Below are 21,590 nucleotides of genomic sequence, written 5' to 3'. Positions count from 1 at the left end.
CCTATGACCGATACCTTTACTGACTACGCCCGCCACATACTGCACCACCTCAACCTGCCTGGCCGGCTCTCTGTCCACTGTCTGTGGCTGTTCTCGTTTCCGCTGATTTTTCTTCTCGCTGCCTGCGGTGACAAGGGACAGCCGGCATCGCCGCACGTCCGTCCTGTTCGCTATGTGATTGCCCCGGCCTCGCTTTCCGGCAGCCTGCTGTCGCAGACCGGAGAGATCCGCGCAACGGATGAAACAACGCTGGCTTTTCGTCTGGATGGCCGCCTGATTTCGCGTGCCGTGGATGTCGGTGACCGGGTGAAAGCAGGGCAGTTACTGGCGGTGCAGGATAACAGCACGGGGCTGAACCAGCTTGGCAGCGCGCGGGCTGATCTGGCCAGTGCGCAGGCGGCTGAACGGGTAGCGGCGCTGAATCTGCAACGGATGACCACGCTGACAAAAACCGGTGCCATTGCCCGCATGCAGCTCGATACGGCCCGGTCAGACTGGCAGGCGGCCTTATCCAAAAGGCAGAGCAGCGAGGCTGCACTGAAAAATGCGCAGGACAGCCTGAGCTGGACCCGACTGACCGCACCGTCAGACGGCATTATTACTGCGGTCAGCGCCCAGCCCGGTCAGGTGGTCAGTGCCGGACAGGCAGTGTTCACCCTGGCGGCAGGCGGCGGCCGCGACGCCGTGTTTGACCTCAGCGATCCGCAGGCGCTGACGCAAAGTAACCCCGCCGTGGTTCGCGTGTCGCTGCTGGCCGACCCCACCATTCAGGTTCAGGCGCACCTGCGAGACGTCAGCCCGCAGGCCGATCCCCAGACGCGCACCTGGCGGGTGCGCGTAACGCTGGATCATCCTCCGGAAAGCATGGCGCTGGGGGCCAGCGTCCAGGTGAACTGGCGGCGTGAGGGCACGCGCAGTATCAGCCTGCCGGCGTCGGCGTTGACCCGGCTGGGGGATCAGGCCGCCGTATTTGTGGTCGATCGCGCCCAACAACGGGTGCGGCTGCGCCCGGTCACGCTGGGGGCCTTCACGGTGACGGACATTTCCGTCACCGCAGGGGTTCGCCCCGGGGAAGCGGTGGTGACGGCCGGTGTCAGCAAATTGCGCGACGGTGAAAAAGTCACGCTGCTGGAGGACGGAGAATGAACCCGAAAAAAACCGCGTCACGTTTTAACCTTTCCACCTGGGCGCTACAGCACCAGCAGCTGATTGTCTTCTTTATGCTGCTGGTGATGGCGGCGGGAACCTTCAGCTATATGAACCTGCCGCGCAACGAGGATCCGGCCTTTACCATCAAGACCGCCGTGGTGACGGCCGCCTGGCCCGGAGCCGATGTAAAGGATACCGTCAATCTGGTCACCGATACGCTGGAAAAAAAGCTGCAGGAGATCCCTTACCTCGACTATGTCGAGAGTGAAACCCGCGCCGGGCAGTCGGTCATTTTTATCAATCTGCGCGACGATACGCCGCCTGCCGCCGTTGCGGGTATCTGGTATCAGGTGCGCAAGAAGGTCGAAGATATTGCGCCTTCCCTGCCGCAGGGCGTACAGACGCCGCAGGTGAACGACGAGTTTGATGATACGTTCGGCACCATTTACGGTTTTACCGCCGAGGGCTTCACCCCACGTGAGCTGCGTGACCGGGTAGAGGATATTCGGCGCAGCCTGATGTCACTGCCGGATATGGGGAAAATTATCCTGACCGGCGTGCAGGAAGAGCAGATCGTCATTGCCTTTTCGCCGCGTAAAATGGCCGGGCTGGGGCTGGATCTCCAGCAGGTTACCGCCGCCATTGCCGCACAGAATGCCGTGGCACCGGCCGGGGAAATTCGCAGCGACCGGGAAAACATCGCCCTGCGTGTCACCGGGGCGCTGGGGTCAGCAGAGAGCCTGCGGGCCGTCGTCCTGCATATCGGCCAGCGGTATATTCCCCTGAGTGATATTGCCACGGTAACTCGCCAGGCCGCGGAGCCGCCGGCGTCCGCATTTCGCGTTAACGGCCAGCCCGCCATTGGGCTGGCGATCTCTATGGCTGCCACCGGGAATATGATCCATTTTGGCGAGGCGCTCAGCCAGCGTATGGCGGCCATTCAGGCCGGACTGCCGCACGGGATTGAGATGACCCGGGTCGCCGACCAGAGCAAGGTCGTTCAGCAAGCGGTCAGTGGCTTCACCCGGGTGCTGGCAGAAGCGGTGATTATCGTAATGGCGGTCTCGTTTATCTCGCTGGGAATGCGCGCCGGGCTGGTGGTGGCCACGGCAATCCCGCTGGTGCTGGCCATTACCTTTACCGGCATGATGCTGGCCGGGATCGGTTTGCAGCGGATTTCACTGGGCGCGCTGATTATCGCGCTCGGGCTGCTGGTGGACGATGCGATGATCACCGTGGAAACCATGGTGTCGAGGCTCGAGGCGGGAGACAGCCGCTGGAAGGCCGCCAGCCATGCGTTTGAAACCACGGCCTTCCCGATGCTGACAGGTACGCTGGTGATGATCGCCGGGTTTATTCCGGTCGGATTTGCTGCCTCCAGCGCCGGGGAGTACTGTTTTTCCCTGTTCGCCGTGGTGATGATTGCGCTGCTCTCTTCGTGGGTGGTGGCCATCCTGTTTTCCCCACTGACCGGTACCTGGCTGCTGCCCGCGACCCTCAGCGCCCACCAGCACGGGCCGGGGCGCCTGGCGCGTGGCTATCACCGGCTGCTGGCACTGGCGCTGCGCCACCGGCTGAAAACGGTATCCATGGCACTGATCCTGCTGGTGCTGGCAGGGTGGGGGACTACGTTTATGCAGGGGGAATTTTTCCCGGCGTCCGACCGGCCCGAACTGCTGGTCAGCCTGACGCTGCCCGGTAATGCTTCGCAGGCTGAAACCGAACGGCGGACGGAACGGCTGGAGCAGGCACTGCGCGGGAACCCGCATATTGACCATTTTTCCAGCTATATTGGCACCGGCGCGATCCGCTTCTATCTGCCGATGGATGTGCTGCTGGACAACGAAAATACGGCCCAGCTGGTGGTGGTAGCGAAGAGCCTTGAGGACCGGGAAGCGCTGCGCAAGCAGCTGGAACATATCCTCTCCGCCGGATTTGGCGATATCGCCACGCGCGTGTCGCCGCTGGAGCTTGGCCCACCGGTCGGCTGGCCGCTTAAATACCGCGTGAGCGGGCCGGACTATCATCGGGTGCAGGCGATCGCCCGCCAGCTCGCCGGTATCCTGGGCGACAGTCCGGCCACCCGCGAAGTAAACCTCACCGCCGGGGAGCCGGAGCGCGTGGTTACGCTGCAGATTAACCAGACCGCCGCCCGCGCAGCCGGTCTCTCTTCGGAAAGCGTGGCCAGCGCGCTGAATACCCTCTGGTCGGGCAGCGTGGTGACAACAGTTCGTGACGGCAACCGGCTGGTGGACGTGGTGCTGCGGGCAAATGATGCAGAACGCCAGGATCTGTCAACGCTCTCCACACTGCAACTCACCGCCAGCAGTGGCGTAAAGGTGCCGTTAAGCCAGGTGGCGACCCTTAACTGGGGGATTCAGGATCCCGTTATCTGGCGTCACCAGCGCCTGCCATTTATCACCGTGCAGACCGACCTGGCACCGGGGCGGCGTGCGGAAGCCGTCTCACAGCAGCTGGCAGCATCTGTCGCACGGGTGCGGGACGCCCTGCCGCCGGAGTACCGGATTGAAGAGGGGGGCGCGGTGGCCGAGTCAGATAAGGGCAACAGTTCGGTGTTTGCCGTGCTGCCGGTGACGCTGTTCTTTATGCTGATCCTGCTGATGGTTCAGTTACAGCGCTTCTCACGGATGCTGCTGGCGCTGCTGATGGCCCCCTTCGGCCTGATTGGTATCGTGCTGGCGATGCTCCCCACCGGCACGCCGATGGGCTTTGTTGCGCTGCTGGGAATGATTGCACTCGCCGGTATGATCATCCGTAATGCGGTGATTTTAATCAGCGAGGTGGACAGCAATTTGCAGCGGGGGATGGCCAAAGAGGATGCCATTACTGCCGCCGCACACCATCGCGCCCGTCCGATTATGCTGACCGCCTGCGCGGCTATCCTCGGCATGATCCCGATAGCGGAGCAGGTATTCTGGGGGCCTATGGCTTATGCCATTATTGGCGGATTGCTGGTGGCGACGCTGGTGACGCTGACGGTGCTGCCCGCCTGCCTCAGTCTGGCGATCCGCGACGAGGCTGCGGCGAAGCCATAAAAAAACCGCCTTTCGGCGGTTCAGTGTACGGAGGAAAACGGGCCGTCAGTGCGGCTTCAGCAGCGCCTCGGCGTGGCTGACAATGTTTTCCACGGTGAAGCCAAACTCCGGGAACAGCTTCTCGGCCGGGGCCGATTCCCCAAAGCCGGTCATGCCGACGATGGCACCGTTCAGGCCAACATACTTATACCAGTAGTCGGCTATGCCCGCTTCCACGGCCACGCGCGCCTGAACGCCGGACGGCAGCACGGATTCGCGGTAGGCGGCATCCTGGGCATCAAACAGATCGGTTGATGGCAGGGAGACGACCCGAACCTTGTGGCCGCTGGCGGTCAGCTTGTCGGCCGCACCCAGGGTGATTTCCACTTCGGAGCCGGTGGCAATCAGGATCACCTCCGGGGTACCGTCGCTGTCTTTCAGTACGTAGCCGCCGCGTGAAATATTCGCCAGCTGCTCTTTCGTTCGCTCCGGCTGCGCCAGGTTCTGACGCGAGAGGATCAGCGCGGTCGGGCCATGATGTCGCTCAACGGCATGTTTCCACGCTACGGCCGTTTCAACCTGATCGCACGGACGCCAGACGCTCATATTGGGCGTGACGCGCAGGCTGGCAATCTGTTCAACCGGCTGGTGCGTCGGGCCATCTTCCCCGAGACCGATGGAGTCGTGGGTATAGACCATAATCTGACGGGCTTTCATCAGCGCCGCCATACGTACGGCGTTACGGGCATATTCCACAAACATCAGGAAGGTCGCCGTATAAGGAATAAAGCCACCGTGATGGGCCAGGCCATTGGCAATCGCCGTCATCCCAAATTCGCGCACGCCGTAGTGGATATAGTTACCCGCCTCGTCCTCTTTGATCGACTTCGAGCCAGACCAGATGGTCAGGTTACTCGGGGCCAGGTCAGCAGAGCCGCCCAGGAACTCTTTCAGCAGCGGACCGTAAGCTTCCAGGGCGTTCTGCGAGGCCTTACGGCTGGCGATTTTCTGCGGGTTAGCCTGCAGCTTCTCAATGTATTTCTGCGTTTCTGCCTGCCAGTTCTCAGGCATACCACCGGTCATACGGCGGGTATACTCGGCGGCCAGCTCCGGGTGTGCGGCCTGATAGGCGGCAAATTTCTCGTCCCAGGCTTTTTCCGCTCTGACACCGGCTTCTTTCGCATCCCACTGGGCGTAAATCTCTTTCGGGATCTCAAACGGTGGATAATTCCAGCCCAGCGCTTTACGCGTCAGCGCCACTTCTTCATCACCCAGCGCTGCGCCGTGGGCTTCTTCTTTCCCGGCTTTGTTCGGTGAGCCGAAGCCAATCACGGTTTTACAGATCAGCAGGGACGGCTTATCCGTCACGCTCTGCGCCTCTTTGATAGCGCTGGCAATCGCATCCGGGTTGTGGCCGTCTATGTCGCGGATCACATGCCAGTGGTAGGATTCAAAACGTTGAGCCGTGTCATCGGTAAACCAGCCTTCCACTTCGCCATCAATCGAGATGCCGTTGTGATCGTAGAAGCCAATCAGTTTGCCCAGACCCAGCGTTCCCGCCAGTGAGCAGACTTCGTGGGAGATACCTTCCATCAGGCAACCATCGCCCATAAATACATAGGTGTGGTGGTCGACAATTTCATGGCCGGGGCGGTTAAACTGCGCGCCCAGCGTGCGTTCTGCAATGGCCAGACCGACGGCGTTCGCCAGGCCCTGGCCCAGCGGCCCGGTGGTGGTCTCAACGCCCGGCGTGTAGCCCAGCTCCGGGTGACCCGGGGTTTTTGAATGCAGCTGGCGGAAGTTCTTCAGCTCGGACATCGGCAGATCGTAACCGGAGAGGTGCAGCAGGCTGTAGAGCAGCATCGAAGCGTGGCCGTTAGACAGGATAAAACGGTCACGGTCGGCCCAGGCCGGGTTGTTCGGATTGTGATGCAGGAACTCACGCCACAGGACTTCAGCGATATCGGCCATGCCCATCGGAGCACCGGGGTGGCCAGATTTGGCTTTTTGCACCGCGTCCATACTTAGCGCACGGATGGCATTTGCCAGTTCTTTACGTGAAGACATTATTTCCTCCAGAATACGTGAGGGCGGATCGACGATCCGCCCGGGGAACAGGGTTGGAAAGCGGGGGAATTACAGGCGCGCGGCCAGCACATCTTCCAGGTTCTGCTGGTCAACGGCGAACTGACGGATACCTTCGGCCAGTTTTTCTACCGCCATCGGATCCTGATTGTGCTCCCAGCGGAATTCCGCTTCAGACAGCGGAGCCGGCTGGTGGAAGGCCTGAGTGGATGGCGTCAGTTTACGCTCAACCGGGGCGTTGCTGGCCTGCAGCTCTTCCAGCAGGTTAGGGGCAATCGTCAGACGGTCGCAGCCTGCCAGCGCCAGGATCTGCTCCGTTTTACGGAAGCTGGCACCCATGATGACGGTGTTGTAGCGGTGCTGTTTGTAGTATTCGTAAATGCTACGGACCGATTTCACGCCAGGATCTTCATCAACCACGTACGGGTCGAGCGGCTTACGGCTGTTGTACCAGTCGTAAATACGGCCCACGAACGGGGAGATCAGGAACACACCGGCTTCGGCGCAGGCACGAGCCTGAGCGAAGGAGAACAGCAGGGTCAGGTTACACTGGATACCGTTTTTCTCCAGTTCCTCAGCCGCTTTGATCCCCTCCCAGGTGGAGGCCAGCTTGATCAGAATGCGCGAACGGTCAATGCCGTGCTCTTCATACATTCTCACCAGCTTTTCTGCTTTAGTGACGCACATGCCGCGATCGAAGGAGAGGCGCGCATCCACTTCGGTAGACACACGGCCCGGTACGCTTTTCAGGATTTCCAGCCCGAGGTTAATCGCCACTTTATCACTGGCATTGATAATCTGGGTTTCTTTACTGCCGCCCTGTTTTTTGGCGTAGTCGATAGCGTCGGTAATCAGATGTTTGTAAGAGTCGAGGCCAGAGGCTTTCAGGATCAGAGACGGGTTGGTTGTGGCATCTTCCGGGTGGTAATTACGGATGGATTCAATATCGCCACTATCAGCCACCACGGTGGTGAATTGTTTCAGTGCGTCTAACTGGTTCATCTAAAGCTCCTTGATAACAATCGGTGATGCAAATTTGACCGTGACGCGTGTGCTGCGGCTGTTTTAACAGGCAATACGCAACAACTCTACCGGACACGGCTGAGTATTCTTAGGCGAAACATTGCATCAGACCCGCGAAGATGGGAATGCGTTTTCTCTGATTGTTGCGATGGGTTCGCCCAATGGGCCAGTCAACTGGCAAAAATATTACGACAGTAAAGTGTAGCAGCTCGTGGCAAACAGGGGGTGCGGCGGGGCTAATACCGCACATCAGGATTACTTTTCGCCGACTTTGTGCTCGTAATAACTGATTTTCTCCACTTTTTCCAACGACCCTCCGCCTTCAAATTCAGAGTTTAGCCAGCTGTTGACAATGCTGCGCGCCAGCTCTGGCCCAACAACACGCGCGCCCAGCGTCATCACCTGTGCATTGTTACTTTTTCGGGCGCGCTCGGCAGAGTAGGTGTCGTGGCACTGTGCCGCGCGGATACCCGGCACTTTATTCGCCACAATCGCCATGCCGATCCCGGTGCCGCAGATCAGGATCCCGCGCTGATGCTTGCCTTCCCGAATCGCGTTCGCCACGTTCCAGGCAATATCGGGGTAGGCACAGCCCACGTCACGTGCTGATTCAGCGCTGTAATCCGTCGTGGTAAATCCGGCTTGTTGCAGATGGCGGATAAGGGTGTTTTTAAGGTCAATAGCGGCATCATCAGCGCCGATCGCGATCGAAAGCATAGCAGATCTCCAAAAGACAGGTTGGGGGATGGGGCAGGATCGCCTGCGATCCTGGCCTGACCATCGCTAGATTAAGGGAAGAGTTACAAATGCACAACCAATGATCATATGATTTTAATGATTAGCATCATTGCGGCTGATTATTTGTGTTTATTTTGCGCTACATGAGGTTGATGAAGGTTCAAAAAGCGTCATAAAGTCATTTTATGCGATGGATCACAATTTTAACCCAGGGGTGTTGGCTTAATGGTTTCTGCTGCGTACTGTTCAATTGTTCTTTTAATGTATAAATGATCAATCAGGGAGAAACGCGCTATGTGCCAAAAGTGTGAAGTTAACAATCGTCGTATAGAGGGCATACCCTCACGCATGAAAGCGGTGGTGGCCTATTCGCCTGGCGATTACCGGCTTGAGGAAGTGGAGGTCCCCGTGATTGGGCCCGGAGAGATTCTGGTCAAGGTGGAAGCATGCGGTATCTGTGCCGGGGATGTGAAAGCCTGGGAAGGGGCGCCCAGTTTTTGGGGCGACGATAAACAACCGGCCTACATCAAAGCTCCGATGATCCCGGGACATGAATTTATCGGGCATGTGGTCGCCCTGGCGGATGATGTGGAGAAGTTTGCGTTAGGTGACAGAGTGATTTCTGAGCAGATTGTACCGTGCTGGGGATGCCGTTTCTGCCAGCGCGGCCAGTACTGGATGTGTGAAAAACATGACCTGTACGGCTTCCAGAATAATGTTAACGGTGGGATGGCGCAGTACATGAAGTTCACCAGAGAAGCGATCAACTACCACGTTCCTGCGGAACTGCCGATTGAAGACGCCATTTTAATTGAACCTTATGCTTGCTCTTTTCACGCAGTGCAGCGAGCCAGCATCAAGCTTGGGGATGTTGTCGTACTGGCAGGCGCAGGGACGCTGGGGCTGGGCATGATCGGGGCGATCAAAAAGTCAGGGGCTGCAAAACTGGTGGTGCTGGATCTCTCCGATGACCGACTGGCACTGGCGCAGCGCTTCGGAGCCGATATCGTCATTAACCCGGCGCGGCAAGATGCAGAGAAGATCGTCAAAGAGATGACCGAAGGCTATGGGTGTGACATCTATATCGAAGCGACCGGCGCAGGGAAATCGGTTGAACAGGGCCTGGCGATGATCCGCAAGCTGGGGACCTTTGTCGAGTTCTCCGTCTTTAAAGATCCCGTCAGCATTGACTGGAGCATTATTAGCGACCGTAAGGAGCTGGATGTGCTCGGTTCCCATTTAGGCCCTTACTGCTACCCATTGGTGATTGAAGGCATTCGTGATGGTTCGCTGCCCACCCAGGGTGTCGTCACGCATACCTTACCGCTGGAACGGTTCGCGGAAGGGTTCGACCTGATGAAGCGCGGTGTCGACTCCATCAAAGTGGTACTCAACCCTAATCTCTGAATGTCTTCTTGCGGGTGCGGCTTTCCCGGCGAGTCCGGGCGCACTTCCTGACAGTGATCCCTGGAGGGTCGTATGTTGCAACGAATGATAGACCGCATTGGCCTGTCGCCCAAACTGCTGCTGGGCTATGCCGGCGTGTTGATATTTATGATGGGTGAGGGGCTGGAGCAGGGGTGGCTTTCACCCTACCTGATCGAAAATGGCATGAGCGTACAGCAGTCAGCGCTGCTGTTTAGCGTTTACGGCTTTGCGGCGGCGATTGCCGCCTGGTTTTCAGGCGTGCTGGCTGAAATTTTCACGGCAAAGCGTGTGATGCTGGCCGGGCTGGTCATGTTTATGATCGGTTCTGTGCTGTTCCTCACCTTCGGCCTGCCCAGTCATCACCTGGCGACCATGATCCCTACTTATGCCCTGCGTGGACTGGGCTATCCGCTGTTTGCTTATGGTTTTCTGGTATGGGTTGCCTATGAAGCACCCAAAGAACGTCTGGGTTCTGCGGTTGGTATCTTCTGGTTCGTCTACAGCGGCGGTCTGAGCGTACTCGGGGTGCTTTACTCCAGTATTGCCCTGCCGTATCTCGGTGAGATCCACACGCTATGGAGCGCACTTATTTTTGTGATGCTGGGTGCGATGATTGCGCTGTTTCTCAACCGTGGTGGGGTTTCGCTGGAGGATAAGCGTGAAAAACCCTCGCTGGCTTACGTGCTGAAAGGCATCACCATCGCGTTTGAGAATCCCAAAATCGGTCTGGGTGGGATTGTACGTACCATTAATACCTCCGCAGCCTATGGGTTTGTGGTGTTTATGCCTACCTACATGATGGATTTTGGCTTTACCCGCACCGACTGGTTACACATGTACGCTGCGCTATGGGGCGTGAACATCATTTTCAATCTGCTGTTCGGTATCGTCAGCGACGGTCTGGGCTGGCGTAACGTAGTGATGTGGTTTGGCTGTATTGGCTGCGCGATCACTACCGTACTCTTCTTCTATATGCCGCAGTGGGTCGGTCCCAACTACTGGGCGACAGTGGCGATGGCCGGACTGTTTGGTGCCTGCCTGGCGGCATTTGTGCCGCTGTCAGCGCTGATGCCCACCCTGGCCCCTGAAAACAAAGGTGCAGCCATGTCGATCCTCAATCTGGGGGCCGGACTGAGCACGTTTGTGGGCCCTGCCGTCGTCGGGTTATTTATTGGCTCACTGGGCGCGACGGGCGTGATCTGGATCTATACCGGTCTCTACCTGCTGGCGGCAATCCTGATGAAGTTTGTCACGCTGCCTAAAGCCGACGCGCACTCACCGGCCTCCGGTCAGTTAATTAAACAGAAAGGAGCATCATGATGGATCTGTCATTAAAGGGGAAAGTCGCTCTGATTACCGGTGGTGCAGCGGGGATTGGCCAGGCAATTGCGCAGGCATTCTTACACCACGGCGGATACGTTGCGCTGCTGGATCGCGATGCCCGTGTGCAACAGATCGCTGCTGAAATGGATAGCCAGCGGGCTTTTGGCGTGGCTGTCGACGTCACGGACCGTCAGGCGGTCAATCAGGCTGTGGATGCGGTTGTCAGCCACTTTGGTTCGCTGGATATTGTGGTGAATTGCGCCGGTGTCGCTTTGCTCGGCCCGGCAGAGTCGCTGGAGGAAGCGGCGTGGGACCGTACGCTGGAGATCAACCTTAAAGGAACATTTCTGGTATGCCAGGCGGCAGGTCAGCACTTCCTGCGCCAGCGAAGCGGCAACATTATTAATATGGCGTCGCAGGCCAGCGTAGTGGCGCTGCCACAGCATGTCGCCTACTGCGCCAGTAAAGCGGCGGTGGTGGGGCTAACCCAGGTGCTGGCCCTGGAGTGGGGGCCGCACAACATTAATGTTAATGCCATCTCGCCGACGGTCGTACTGACTGAGTTGGGAGCCAAAGCCTGGGCAGGAGAGGCCGGGGAACAGCACAAACAGCAGATCCCCCTGCGTCGCTTTGCTGAGCCCGAACACATTGCGGCAACCGCGCTGTTTCTCGCCAGCCCGGGGGCTGCAATGATGAACGGTGCCAATGTTGTGGTGGATGGTGGTTTCACTGTCTGTTGAGGGCCGGAGGGTTCTCGCTAACAAGGAGTTAAAATGAATCGAATTATTAATAATCCCGATTATGTCGTGGAAGATGCTATCCAGGGGTACTTAAAGGCACATCCGACGGTTTTCCAGACAACGACGAATCCAAGAGTATTAAAACGCCCTCAATGCCCGCAGGCTGGCAAAGTTGGCGTGGTCACCGGCGGAGGCTCGGGCCACGAGCCTGCCTTCCTGGGCTATATGGGTGAGAACATGCTGGATGCTGTTGCCATTGGTGAAGTGTTCTCTTCCCCGACCGCGGGTGCATTTCTTGATGCTTTTAAAGCTGCCGATGGCGGCGCGGGCGTGGCCTGTCTCTATGGCAACTACGCCGGAGACAATATGAACGTCAGGATGGCCATCAAGAAAGCCACCGCTGCCGGTATTGCGGTAAAAACCGTGGTAGCAAACGATGATGTCGCCTCTGCGCCTGCCAGTGAGAAAGAGCGCAGGCGCGGCGTGGCGGGTGAAATCCTGATGTGGAAAGTGGGCGCTGCCGCCGCATCGCAGGGTTACGACCTGGAAGGGGTGATAGCCGTCGCGCAAAAAGCGATCGATAACTGCCGATCTATCGGCGTAGGCTTGAGTTCCTGCACGATACCCGCCGTGGGTAAGCCTAATTTCCACATTGCGCCCGGCACGATGGAAATTGGTATTGGTCACCATGGCGAACCGGGTATTGAGGTTGTGCCGACACAAAGTGCTAAAGAGATGGCTGCGACGATGCTCAATTTTGTGCTGGAAGCCCAGGACGCCGTGGCCGATACCGAGGTGGTCGTGCTGGTGTCAGGTCTGGGGGCGACGCCGGTCATGGAGCTGTATATCTATTATGCTGAGGTCGAAAAACTTCTGGCTGAAAAAGGAATCCGCGTTCATCGGGCGCTGGTAGGAAACTACTTTACCTCGCTGGAGATGATGGGCGTGACATTGACAGTGATGACGCTGGATGATGAGTTAAAAATGCTGGTTGACCTGCCAACGCAGGCGCCAGGCTTAACGCTGGTGGGATAACACAATGACGAACATTTCAACACAATGTGGCGGTGTGCTGGTCAATGACCTGGTGACCATTATCCGACAGAATCGGGACTACCTGAGTGAAATTGATGGTGCTATCGGGGATGGCGATCACGGTATCAACATGGCAAAAGGCTTTTCCTTATGCAGTGAGAAATTGGACGATCGGTTGACGCTGGCGCAGGCATTCGACACCCTTTCAGACGCGCTGATGGAGGGGATTGGCGGCTCAATGGGGCCCCTGTACGGCAGTCTGTTCATGGGGATGGCGGACAGCATTCGTGATAAAAAGACACTTAGCGCAGAGGATTTTGCCGCGATGCTTCGTGCCGGGTTACACGAATTGCAGGACATCAGCGAGGCGGGCGTGGGCGATAAATGCCTGATGGACACCCTGATCCCGTCGGTAGAAGCGGCTGAACACACGGCGGCAGACGGCTACCCTCTTATGCTGTCTGCTATTCGTCAGGCGGCGGTTCAGGGACGGGACTCGACCCGGGATATGGTGGCGAAAATTGGACGGGCCAGCCGGTTGGGAGAACGGTCGCGCGGCGTGCTTGATGCCGGAGCCGTTTCCTGCTGTTTGTTGCTGACGCAGATGGCCATTTCTGCAGAACGGGCGTTAAAAACGCACACTGCCTAAATAATTGCCCAGAAAAACCTGAGATTGAGCGGCAGTAAATGATGTAAATTGTTGCCTGAGGCGCGATGGTATCCATCGCGCCCGTCACTGAAACCGATGAGAAGAGACGACTGCCCGGATGGAAAAAAACACGCTATCTCAGGACACTGAGCTGCTGACGGAAATTGCCGTCGCATACTATCAGGACGAAATCACCCAGGAAGAGATTGCGCGTAAATTTGGTATCTCCCGTATCAAAGTGGGGCGCTTGTTAAAGCGGGCCAAAGAAGAGGGCATCGTTGAAATTAACGTCCGTTATCACCCGGTGTTCAGCACCCGACTGGAGCAGCAGCTGCTGGAGCGCTTTCCCCTGCAGCGTGCGCTGATTGCCCTTGACCATCATGACGATGATGAACAGCGGCGGCAGGTGGCTGCGCTGGTCGCGATGTATTTGTCACAGACGCTGAAGGATAATGCGGTAGTGGCCGTGGGGCAGGGGCGTAACGTTGCCGCTGTCGCTGACCATCCCGGCAGTGTACCCACGCGTAATTGCCACTTTATCAGCGGGATTGGCGGAACCCATCGTCCCGGGGATGCCATCAATGCCGACCATATCAGCCGTCGCCTGGCGAAGAAGTTCGGCGGCATCAGCGAAACGCTTTATGCCCCGGCTTACGTTGAGAACCGGGCGCTGAAAGAAGCCTTTATGCAAAACGGTACCATCAAAGAGACGCTCGACCGCGCACGCAAGGCTGACGTGGCACTGGTGGGCATCGGCGATATGAATGAAAACAGCTACATGGTTAAGCTCGGCTGGTTCACCCCCCACGAAATTATCGATGCCAGCCTGAATCAGGGGGTGATTGGTGATGTGGCGGGTTATGACTTCTTTAATGCCCAGGGACAGCATGTGGATACGGTGATGAACGACCGGGTAATTGGTCTGAGCATCGACGAGCTACGCAAAATACCTTGCGTGATAGCCATTGCCTCAGAGAACACCAAAGCGATGGCGCTGCTGGGCGCGTTGCGCACCGGGGCCATTGATATGATTGCCACCACGGCGCAGAACATCCGCACGCTATTGAGTATGACCAAATAAAGGTGCGCCGGAATGACCCTGAACGAAGGCCAGCCACTGCATTCCAGCGTTCGGATATTCCTTAGGGGGCGACCCTTTTTTCCCGTCGCCCCGTCCTGGTGATGTCCGCCAGCCGTAATGAAGGCCCTTTTCCCGTCGCCCCGTATCGTTGAACTCATCCCGTTTTCTTCCCCAAACTATGCACTCCCTCAAGTTTTTCACCCGTCCTGCCCTCCTATACTGAGCAGTTGTACCCCTACATAAAAAAGGATCCTGCTAATGGACGAACAGTTAAAACAGAGTGCGCTCGATTTTCATCAATTCCCGGTTCCCGGAAAAATTCAGGTTTCCCCTACTAAGCCCCTTGCCACCCAGCGCGACCTGGCACTGGCCTATTCTCCCGGCGTAGCCGCCCCGTGCCTGGAGATTGCTGCTGATCCCTCTGCTGCCGATAAATATACTGCCCGCGCCAACCTGGTGGCCGTCATTTCCAACGGGACGGCGGTGCTGGGGCTGGGGAACATCGGCGCGCTGGCCAGTAAGCCGGTGATGGAAGGGAAAGGGGTGCTGTTTAAAAAATTTGCCGGTATCGACGTGTTCGATATCGAAGTGGATGAACTGGATCCTGACAAACTGATCGAGGTGGTCGCTGCGCTGGAGCCGACCTTCGGCGGCATCAACCTGGAGGATATCAAAGCCCCCGAGTGTTTTTATATTGAGAAGAAGCTGCGCGAGCGCATGAATATCCCGGTGTTCCACGACGACCAGCACGGTACGGCCATCATCTGTACCGCCGCCGTGATGAACGGCCTGCGGGTGGTGAAAAAAAGTATTTCCGACGTGCGGCTGGTGGTCTCAGGGGCCGGGGCATCGGCAATCGCCTGCCTCAATCTGCTGGTGGCGCTGGGTATGCAGAAGCACAATATCGTGGTCTGTGACTCAAAAGGGGTGATTTACCAGGGGCGTGAAACCCCGATGGCAGAGACCAAAGCGGCCTATGCAGTGGCTGACAGCGGCAGGCGCACACTGCTGGAGGTGATTGACGGAGCGGATATTTTCCTGGGCTGCTCCGGGCCGAAGGTGATGACGCAGGAGATGGTGAAAAGCATGGCGCGCGACCCGCTGATCCTCGCGCTGGCCAACCCGGAGCCGGAAATCCTGCCGCCGCTGGCGAAAGAAGTCCGCCCGGACGCCATCATCTGCACCGGCCGTTCTGACTTCCCTAACCAGGTGAACAATGTGCTGTGCTTCCCGTTTATCTTCCGGGGGGCGCTGGACGTCGGTGCTACCGCCATCAATGAAGAGATGAAGCTGGCGGCGGTGCATGCCATCGCCGAGCTGGCGCTGGCAGAGCAGAGCGATGTGGTGGCCTCGGCCTATGACGATCAGGAGCTGTCGTTTGGCCCGGACTACCTGATCCCTAAACCGTTTGATCCGCGTCTGATCGTGCAGATTGCGCCCGCGGTGGCGAAGGCGGCGATGGACTCCGGTGTGGCGCGACGGCCGATCGCCGACTTTGATGCCTACCGTGAAAAGCTGATGGAGTTTGTCTACAAAACCAATCTGTTCATGAAGCCGGTGTTCTCGCAGGCGCGGAAAGATCCGAAGCGCGTGGTGCTGGCCGAAGGGGAAGAGGCGCGCGTTCTGCACGCCACCCAGGAACTGGTGACGCTGGGGCTGGCAAAACCGATCCTGATCGGCCGTCCGAGCGTTATTGAGATGCGCCTGCAGAAGCTGGGGCTGAAAATTGAGGCCGGTAAAGATTTCGACGTGGTGAATAACGAGTCCGATCCCCGTTTTAAAGAATACTGGAACGAGTATTACCAGATCATGAAACGACGCGGCGTATCCCCCCAGCAGGCGCAGCGTGATGTGATCGGCAATCCGACCCTGATCGGGGCGATTATGGTTCACCGGGGGGAAGCGGATGCGCTGATCTGCGGTACCGTTGGGGATTACCGCCAGCATTACGACATTGTTGAAAAGCTGTTTGGCTTCCGCCCGGATGTCAAAGTGGCTGGCGCGATGAATGCGCTGGAGCTGCCGAGCGGCAATACCTTTATTGCCGATACGTACGTTAACGAAGATCCGACGCCGGAACAGCTGGCCGAACTCACGCTGATGGCCGCCGAAACGGTGCGCCGCTTTGGCATCGAACCAAAGGTCGCACTACTTTCCCACTCCAGCTTTGGGGCGTCTGATGCCCCGGCCGCGCGAAAAATGCGCGACACGCTGGCGCTGGTCAAAGCACGCGCGCCTGACCTGGAAATCGACGGAGAGATGCACGGTGATGCTGCGCTGGTTGAGAGCATTCGCCAGGATTTAATGCCGGACAGCCCGCTAAAAGGGTCGGCGAATATCCTGATTATGCCGAACGTGGAAGCCGCGCGCATCAGCTACAACCTGCTGCGCGTCTCCTGCTCTGACGGGGTGACGGTCGGGCCGGTACTGATGGGGATGGCGAAGCCGGTGCACGTGCTGACCCCCATCTCATCGGTCAGACGCATCGTCAATATGGTCGCGCTGGCGGTTGTGGAGGCCCAGACCGCGCCGCTGTAAGCCAAAACGCCGGGCAATCTGCCCGGCGTTCTTGTTTATATCCACGCTTTAACTGGCAGGAAGTCGCGATAAAGTGCGGCTTCCGGGCTGCCTTCTTCCGGGTGATAGTCATATTCCCAGCGCACCAGCGGCGGCATCGACATCAGAATCGACTCGGTACGTCCACCGGTTTGCAGGCCGAACAGCGTGCCGCGATCCCATACCAGATTAAACTCGACGTAGCGGCCCCGGCGGTAAAGCTGGAAGTCGCGCTCACGTTCGCCCCAGGTGAGGGTTTTACGGCGCTCAACAATGGGCAGATAAGCGTCGGTAAAGCCGTTTCCTACCGCCTGCATAAAGCGGAAGCTCTGGTCAAAGTCAGGCGTATTCAGGTCGTCAAAGAACAGCCCGCCAATGCCACGCTGCTCGTTGCGATGTTTCAGGTGGAAATAGTCATCGCACCATTTTTTATAGCGCGGATAGACATCCTGGCCAAACGGCTGACAGAGATCGGCGGCGGTCTGATGCCAGTGGATGGCATCTTCTTCAAAGCCGTAGTAGGGCGTCATATCAAAGCCACCGCCGAACCACCACACCGGATCAGCACCCGGTTTTTCAGCAATAAAGAAACGCACGTTGGCGTGGCTGGTAGGAATGTACGGGTTCTCCGGGTGGATCACCAGCGACACGCCCAGCGCCTCAAAGCTGCGACCGGCCAGCTCGGGACGGTGCGCGGTGGCAGAGGCGGGCATGGCGTCGCCGTGGACGTGGGAGAAATTGACGCCCGCCTGCTCGAACACCCGGCCCTGGCGCAGCACGCGGCTGCGTCCGCCGCCGCCGCCCGGCCGCTCCCAGCTGTCTTCGGCAAACTGGGCTTCGCCGTCGGCCTGCGCCAGCTTGCGACAGATGTCATCCTGAAGGTTGAGCAAAAACTGTTTTACCTGGGCGATATCCGGTGCGTTCATAAAAAAATCCTGTGACTAAAAGACGCGGGGATTATATACCCAAAAGAATTCGAGTGGCAGCCAGCGTATCCGCGGCCTGGCGTCTCCCGGTTTTATCCTTTTCATTCAGCCCATACGCCGGGTGGCATCGTACTCGTCAAAAAAGCTGACGATACCGTCGGCAATCGCCCCGGCAATCTTCTGACGGAAAGCCGTGGTGCCGAGCAGTTTCTCTTCGGCGGGGTTGGTAATGAAGGAGGTTTCCACCAGCACCGATGGGATCGAGGGGGATTTCAGCACCGCGAATGCGGCCTGTTCAGTATGCTGGCTGTGCAGATGATGAACCGGGCGAATCTGTCCCAGCACGTGTTTGCCGAGGATCAGACTATTTTTAATGGTATCGGTCTGCACCAGGTCAAACAGCACCTGTTGCAGATAGTGATCTTTAGCCGCCGCCCGGACGCCGCCCACCTCATCGGCCGCATTTTCCCGCTGCGAAAGATAGCGGGCCATGGTACTGCTGGCACCACGATTGGACAGGGCAAAGACGGAGGCACCGTTGGCGGTCGGGCTGGTAAAGCCGTCGGCATGAACCGACATAAACAGATCGGCCCCGTGCTGATGGGCAATTTCCACGCGTTCACCCAGCGGAATAAAGTGGTCGCTTTCCCGCGTCAGGCGAACCTCGATACGGGGGTGCTCGCTGAGCAGGTGACGGATGTGCTGAGCAATCTCCAGAACCACATGCTTCTCTTCTGACCCCTCATGACCCACCGCGCCGGAATCAATGCCGCCGTGTCCCGGATCAATCATCACAATACGTTTACCGCTGGCGGGACGCGGTGGCGGGGGGCTGGATTGCTTATGCGGGCGCGGGCGTATGCGCAGGGTCGCGTCCTCCTCTGCCGCGCGGGCCGGGCCATTGGCCAGCAGCGCAAGCGCCAGACCGGAAAGCAGTAGCTGGCGGCGGGTGGTCAGCGGCGTCAGGTGGGTTAATTTCTTCATGGCAGATCCTGGGGGCAAAAAGTGCTTATTGTTATATCGTAACAATGGGTCGGCGGCGAGGAGGGAACTATTGCAGGCTTTTTCCATGTATTTCAGGACAATAATCCCTCTTCCTGCGTTTTTTTTCTGCCTGGCGGGCGAACGGACTTGCACCCGCAGAAGAATGCGTGATAATCAGCAAATTATGCTTAACCACAGGGCAAACTCCATGGAAATCCGCGCATTCCGGCAAGATGATTTTGAAGAAGTAATGACGCTTTGGGAGCGTTGCGATTTGTTACGGCCATGGAACGATCCCGAGATGGATATCGAGCGCAAGCTGAACCACGATCCGGACCTTTTCATGGTCGCGGTGGTGGGCGGGGAAATCGTCGGGACGCTGATGGGCGGATACGACGGGCATCGCGGGTCGGCCTACTACCTGGGCGTGCATCCTGATTATCAGGGGCGTGGCTTTGCTAATGCACTGATTAATCGCCTGGAGAAAAAACTGATTGCCCGGGGCTGTCCGAAGATCAACGTGATGGTGCGGGAAGAGAACGATGCCGTCATCGGGTTCTACGAAAAGCTGGAGTATGAAACGCAGGACAGCCAGCTGTTAGGCAAGCGCCTGATTGAAGACCGCGAGTACTGAGTGACGACGTTGTCCTATTCCCCTGATGATTATGATGCGAAAGGCCAGCTGCGTCTGCCGCTGAGTTTTTGGGCCATCCTGCTGCTGCAGGCCCGTACCTGGGTACTGTTTGTGATGGCCGGTGCATCGCGACAGCAGGGGGCAGACCTGCTGGCGCTGTTTTATCCTGATAACCACACGTTCTGGCTGGGGCTGGCTTTTGGTGTCCCGGCGGCTGTCGGGCTGCTGCTGACCGGCTACCGGCAGCGCCTGCCGCGCCTGTGGCAGGCATGGCGCTGGGTGATGGTGCTGACGCTGGTGGTTACCCTGCTGGCGCAGCTGGTGATGCAGTGGCAGGAGGAGGACCCGACGACAGAGTTGCTGCTGCTGGTGACCCTTGCTGATGGCCTGGCGCTGGTAGCACTGCTTTTTTACCGCCGTCTGACTGACTGCTTCGATCCGGCTAAAAATCATTAAATAAAACTTTTTTGCCTGCCGGCACTCCAAGCAGGTAAGCAAGGACCCTGTTCATACACTGGAGTTGTCATGAAAACTATTCGCCCGGCGCTGTTGATCGCCACCTTAATGCTGGCTGGCTGTGCCGGTTCATCTTCTGACGCGCCGCGCAGCGACTCATCTTCCACCTGGTGGAACCCGGTCTCCTGGTCGTGGTCCAGCCTGTCACCGACGCACTGGTTTGGCTCTTCGCTGTCCCTCTCTGAGCGCGGCCTGGGTGAGGTCAACGGCAGTACCCTGATGCAGCACGACGTACTGAACGATGCCCTGGGTAATAATTATCATCTGCGGCAGGGGATGCGCACCACTGACGGAACGATTGAGCGGTTCTGGCAGGGGGTGGACAGTGAGAAGCAGCAAAAAGTGGAGCTGGTAGGGGACACCACCGTTAACCGCATTGACGTCACGGACAGCGATGTCACCACCGAAAACGGCGTCAAGCTCGGCACGAAATTCAGTGAGCTCTACAGTAAAGCCTTTGGTGCCTGTGAGAAAGGCCACGGCGCAGACCGTGCTAACGTGGAGTGTAAAGCGCCGGGCAGCCAGCACATCAGCTTTGTGTTCAGCGGCGACTGGCACGGGCCGCAGGGACTGATGCCCTCTGATGACACGCTGAAAACCTGGACGTTAAGCAAGATGATTTGGCGGCGTTAGTGCGCCGCATTTAAAGTCCGCATAAAACATGCGTTTAAACACTCTCCTGGCAGTGGGTTGAGGTATCCTGTTCTGAAAAATCGATCGGAACTGACCTGAACACCAGGAGAATGCAGCATGTCCCCTTTCCAGAGCGGTATTTTATTAGAACACCGCCGTTTTGCTATCTACCTTGAAGCCATGGCCGGGAGCGATCTTGCCGCCCTACGCGATGGCAGCCACCGTTTTCTTCAGCAGCTGGAACAGCTGCAACAGCGCTATCCTGATGCCGGACTGGGGGCCGTTTTAGCCTTTGGTCAGGCCCTGTGGAATGACCTCTGCCCGGGCCACCGCTGTGCTGAACTGAAAGACTTTCAGCCGCTGGGTAAAGGGATGGCACCGGCCACCCAGCGTGACCTGCTTATCCATATTCAGTCGCTGCGCCATGATGTCAACTTCAGCCTGGCGCAGGCGGCCCTGGCCGCGTTTGGCGATGCCATCCGCATTGTGGAAGAAACCCACGGCTTTCGCTGGACGGAAGAGCGCGACCTCAGCGGTTTTGTCGACGGTACTGAAAACCCGCAGGGCGCGCAGCGCCAGACAGTCGCGATTATCGCCAGCGGCGATAATGCCGGCGGAAGCTACGTCTTCAGCCAGCGCTGGCAGCATAATCTGGTCATGTTTAACCGCCTTCCGGTGGTGAAACAGGAGCAGATAATTGGCCGCACCAAAGAGAGCAATGAAGAACTGGAAGGCGATGCGCGTCCGGCGACGTCCCATGTGGCACGTGTCGATCTGAAAGAGGACGGCAGAGGGCTGAAAATTCTGCGTCAGAGCCTGCCGTACGGCACGGCCAGCGGCACCCATGGCCTGTTTTTCCTCGCCTACTGCGCCACGCTGCATAATATTGAACAGCAGCTGTTGAGCATGTTTGGCGAAACCGACGGTAAGTTTGATGCCATGCTGCGGTTTACTAAACCGGTCAGCGGCAGTTATTTTTATGCACCATCACTGGCGCAGCTTGCCGCACTGTAATTCATTACCGGGTCGGCCAAAACGAAAGGCCGACCGCCACG

18 protein-coding genes are annotated in these 21,590 nt (G+C 58.0%); 13 read left to right on the top strand and 5 right to left on the bottom strand.

The features are described from left to right. Nucleotides 1-3 precede the first annotated feature (3 nt). Together ACZ3HG_RS20045 and ACZ3HG_RS20040 are read left to right on the top strand one after the other, a co-directional pair. On the top strand, nucleotides 4-1,146 hold the full coding sequence (locus tag ACZ3HG_RS20045; protein ID WP_191934756.1) for an efflux RND transporter periplasmic adaptor subunit: 1,143 nt from the start codon (nucleotides 4-6) through the stop codon (nucleotides 1,144-1,146). After that, on the top strand, nucleotides 1,143-4,205 hold the full coding sequence (locus ACZ3HG_RS20040) for an efflux RND transporter permease subunit (protein WP_465334077.1): 3,063 nt from the start codon (nucleotides 1,143-1,145) through the stop codon (nucleotides 4,203-4,205). Before ACZ3HG_RS20045 ends, ACZ3HG_RS20040 begins: the two co-directional genes overlap by 4 nt. Nucleotides 4,206-4,250: 45 nt before the next feature. On the opposite strand, the gene tkt is transcribed toward ACZ3HG_RS20040, so the two are convergent. The 3 genes from tkt to rpiB form a co-directional block, all read right to left on the bottom strand. Then, a complete protein-coding gene (tkt, locus tag ACZ3HG_RS20035) occupies nucleotides 4,251-6,251 on the bottom strand; it encodes a transketolase (protein WP_465334075.1) in 2,001 nt (666 codons plus the stop codon). Between the two features lie 69 nt (nucleotides 6,252-6,320). Beyond that, on the bottom strand, nucleotides 6,321-7,271 hold the full coding sequence (gene tal / locus ACZ3HG_RS20030) for a transaldolase (RefSeq protein ID WP_062744852.1): 951 nt from the start codon (nucleotides 7,269-7,271) through the stop codon (nucleotides 6,321-6,323). 276 nt (nucleotides 7,272-7,547) lie between these two features. After that, nucleotides 7,548-8,009, bottom strand: a complete 462-nt coding sequence (gene rpiB / locus ACZ3HG_RS20025; RefSeq protein WP_465334073.1) for a ribose 5-phosphate isomerase B — start codon at nucleotides 8,007-8,009, stop codon at nucleotides 7,548-7,550. A 315-nt stretch (nucleotides 8,010-8,324) separates the two neighbouring features. Between rpiB and ACZ3HG_RS20020 the strand changes: the two genes are divergently transcribed. The 7 genes from ACZ3HG_RS20020 (at nucleotide 8,325) to maeB (ending at nucleotide 16,824) form a co-directional block, all read left to right on the top strand. Then, entirely contained in the window at nucleotides 8,325-9,437 is a 1,113-nt protein-coding gene (locus ACZ3HG_RS20020; protein WP_062744857.1) for an MDR/zinc-dependent alcohol dehydrogenase-like family protein, read from the top strand. A 72-nt stretch (nucleotides 9,438-9,509) separates the two neighbouring features. Next, nucleotides 9,510-10,778: an MFS transporter gene (locus ACZ3HG_RS20015; protein ID WP_465334070.1), complete on the top strand. Its 1,269-nt coding sequence runs from the start codon at nucleotides 9,510-9,512 to the stop codon at nucleotides 10,776-10,778. Then, complete coding sequence (locus ACZ3HG_RS20010) at nucleotides 10,775-11,521, top strand: SDR family oxidoreductase (RefSeq protein WP_465334068.1); 747 nt, start codon at nucleotides 10,775-10,777, stop codon at nucleotides 11,519-11,521. Before ACZ3HG_RS20015 ends, ACZ3HG_RS20010 begins: the two co-directional genes overlap by 4 nt. 33 nt (nucleotides 11,522-11,554) lie before the next feature. Further along, complete coding sequence (locus tag ACZ3HG_RS20005) at nucleotides 11,555-12,556, top strand: dihydroxyacetone kinase subunit DhaK (protein ID WP_465334066.1); 1,002 nt, start codon at nucleotides 11,555-11,557, stop codon at nucleotides 12,554-12,556. A gap of 4 nt (nucleotides 12,557-12,560) precedes the next feature. Next, on the top strand, nucleotides 12,561-13,205 hold the full coding sequence (gene dhaL / locus ACZ3HG_RS20000; protein ID WP_465334064.1) for a dihydroxyacetone kinase subunit DhaL: 645 nt from the start codon (nucleotides 12,561-12,563) through the stop codon (nucleotides 13,203-13,205). A gap of 118 nt (nucleotides 13,206-13,323) precedes the next feature. Continuing rightward, the gene (locus ACZ3HG_RS19995) at nucleotides 13,324-14,286 is read left to right on the top strand and encodes a sugar-binding transcriptional regulator (protein ID WP_465334062.1); all 963 of its coding nucleotides are present in this window, start codon (nucleotides 13,324-13,326) and stop codon (nucleotides 14,284-14,286) included. 258 nt (nucleotides 14,287-14,544) lie between these two features. Then, nucleotides 14,545-16,824 (top strand): NADP-dependent oxaloacetate-decarboxylating malate dehydrogenase, encoded by a 2,280-nt coding sequence (gene maeB / locus ACZ3HG_RS19990; RefSeq protein ID WP_191934762.1) that lies wholly within the window; start codon nucleotides 14,545-14,547, stop codon nucleotides 16,822-16,824. Nucleotides 16,825-16,859: 35 nt separating this feature from the next. On the opposite strand, the gene hemF is transcribed toward maeB, so the two are convergent. Together hemF and amiA are read right to left on the bottom strand one after the other, a co-directional pair. Beyond that, the gene (gene hemF / locus ACZ3HG_RS19985; protein WP_191934763.1) at nucleotides 16,860-17,768 is read right to left on the bottom strand and encodes an oxygen-dependent coproporphyrinogen oxidase; all 909 of its coding nucleotides are present in this window, start codon (nucleotides 17,766-17,768) and stop codon (nucleotides 16,860-16,862) included. 105 nt (nucleotides 17,769-17,873) lie between these two features. Beyond that, on the bottom strand, nucleotides 17,874-18,752 hold the full coding sequence (gene amiA, locus ACZ3HG_RS19980; protein ID WP_465334060.1) for an N-acetylmuramoyl-L-alanine amidase AmiA: 879 nt from the start codon (nucleotides 18,750-18,752) through the stop codon (nucleotides 17,874-17,876). Between the two features lie 208 nt (nucleotides 18,753-18,960). Between amiA and ACZ3HG_RS19975 the strand changes: the two genes are divergently transcribed. The 4 genes from ACZ3HG_RS19975 (at nucleotide 18,961) to ACZ3HG_RS19960 (ending at nucleotide 21,549) form a co-directional block, all read left to right on the top strand. After that, nucleotides 18,961-19,386, top strand: a complete 426-nt coding sequence (locus tag ACZ3HG_RS19975) for a GNAT family acetyltransferase (RefSeq protein WP_062744949.1) — start codon at nucleotides 18,961-18,963, stop codon at nucleotides 19,384-19,386. Then, nucleotides 19,387-19,842 (top strand): DUF2919 domain-containing protein, encoded by a 456-nt coding sequence (locus tag ACZ3HG_RS19970; RefSeq protein ID WP_342214481.1) that lies wholly within the window; start codon nucleotides 19,387-19,389, stop codon nucleotides 19,840-19,842. A gap of 69 nt (nucleotides 19,843-19,911) precedes the next feature. After that, on the top strand, nucleotides 19,912-20,535 hold the full coding sequence (locus ACZ3HG_RS19965) for an RpoE-regulated lipoprotein (RefSeq protein ID WP_465334057.1): 624 nt from the start codon (nucleotides 19,912-19,914) through the stop codon (nucleotides 20,533-20,535). A gap of 117 nt (nucleotides 20,536-20,652) precedes the next feature. Continuing rightward, nucleotides 20,653-21,549 carry a Dyp-type peroxidase gene (locus ACZ3HG_RS19960; RefSeq protein ID WP_191936822.1) on the top strand — a complete coding sequence of 299 codons (897 nt, stop codon included), beginning with the start codon at nucleotides 20,653-20,655 and terminating at the stop codon, nucleotides 21,547-21,549. Nucleotides 21,550-21,590 lie beyond the last annotated feature (41 nt).

The sequence above is a fragment of the Erwinia sp. PME.40.26/001 genome, from assembly GCF_055556675.1.
This window is presented reverse-complemented; position numbering and strand designations above follow the sequence as displayed.

Coding starts and splice junctions, on each gene's coding strand:
- ACZ3HG_RS20045 (WP_191934756.1), top strand. CDS start 4: ATGACCGATACCTTTACTGACTACGCCCGCCACATACTGCACCACCTC.
- ACZ3HG_RS20040 (WP_465334077.1), top strand. CDS start 1,143: ATGAACCCGAAAAAAACCGCGTCACGTTTTAACCTTTCCACCTGGGCG.
- tkt (WP_465334075.1), bottom strand. CDS start 6,251: ATGTCTTCACGTAAAGAACTGGCAAATGCCATCCGTGCGCTAAGTATG.
- tal (WP_062744852.1), bottom strand. CDS start 7,271: ATGAACCAGTTAGACGCACTGAAACAATTCACCACCGTGGTGGCTGAT.
- rpiB (WP_465334073.1), bottom strand. CDS start 8,009: ATGCTTTCGATCGCGATCGGCGCTGATGATGCCGCTATTGACCTTAAA.
- ACZ3HG_RS20020 (WP_062744857.1), top strand. CDS start 8,325: ATGTGCCAAAAGTGTGAAGTTAACAATCGTCGTATAGAGGGCATACCC.
- ACZ3HG_RS20015 (WP_465334070.1), top strand. CDS start 9,510: ATGTTGCAACGAATGATAGACCGCATTGGCCTGTCGCCCAAACTGCTG.
- ACZ3HG_RS20010 (WP_465334068.1), top strand. CDS start 10,775: ATGATGGATCTGTCATTAAAGGGGAAAGTCGCTCTGATTACCGGTGGT.
- ACZ3HG_RS20005 (WP_465334066.1), top strand. CDS start 11,555: ATGAATCGAATTATTAATAATCCCGATTATGTCGTGGAAGATGCTATC.
- dhaL (WP_465334064.1), top strand. CDS start 12,561: ATGACGAACATTTCAACACAATGTGGCGGTGTGCTGGTCAATGACCTG.
- ACZ3HG_RS19995 (WP_465334062.1), top strand. CDS start 13,324: ATGGAAAAAAACACGCTATCTCAGGACACTGAGCTGCTGACGGAAATT.
- maeB (WP_191934762.1), top strand. CDS start 14,545: ATGGACGAACAGTTAAAACAGAGTGCGCTCGATTTTCATCAATTCCCG.
- hemF (WP_191934763.1), bottom strand. CDS start 17,768: ATGAACGCACCGGATATCGCCCAGGTAAAACAGTTTTTGCTCAACCTT.
- amiA (WP_465334060.1), bottom strand. CDS start 18,752: ATGAAGAAATTAACCCACCTGACGCCGCTGACCACCCGCCGCCAGCTA.
- ACZ3HG_RS19975 (WP_062744949.1), top strand. CDS start 18,961: ATGGAAATCCGCGCATTCCGGCAAGATGATTTTGAAGAAGTAATGACG.
- ACZ3HG_RS19965 (WP_465334057.1), top strand. CDS start 19,912: ATGAAAACTATTCGCCCGGCGCTGTTGATCGCCACCTTAATGCTGGCT.
- ACZ3HG_RS19960 (WP_191936822.1), top strand. CDS start 20,653: ATGTCCCCTTTCCAGAGCGGTATTTTATTAGAACACCGCCGTTTTGCT.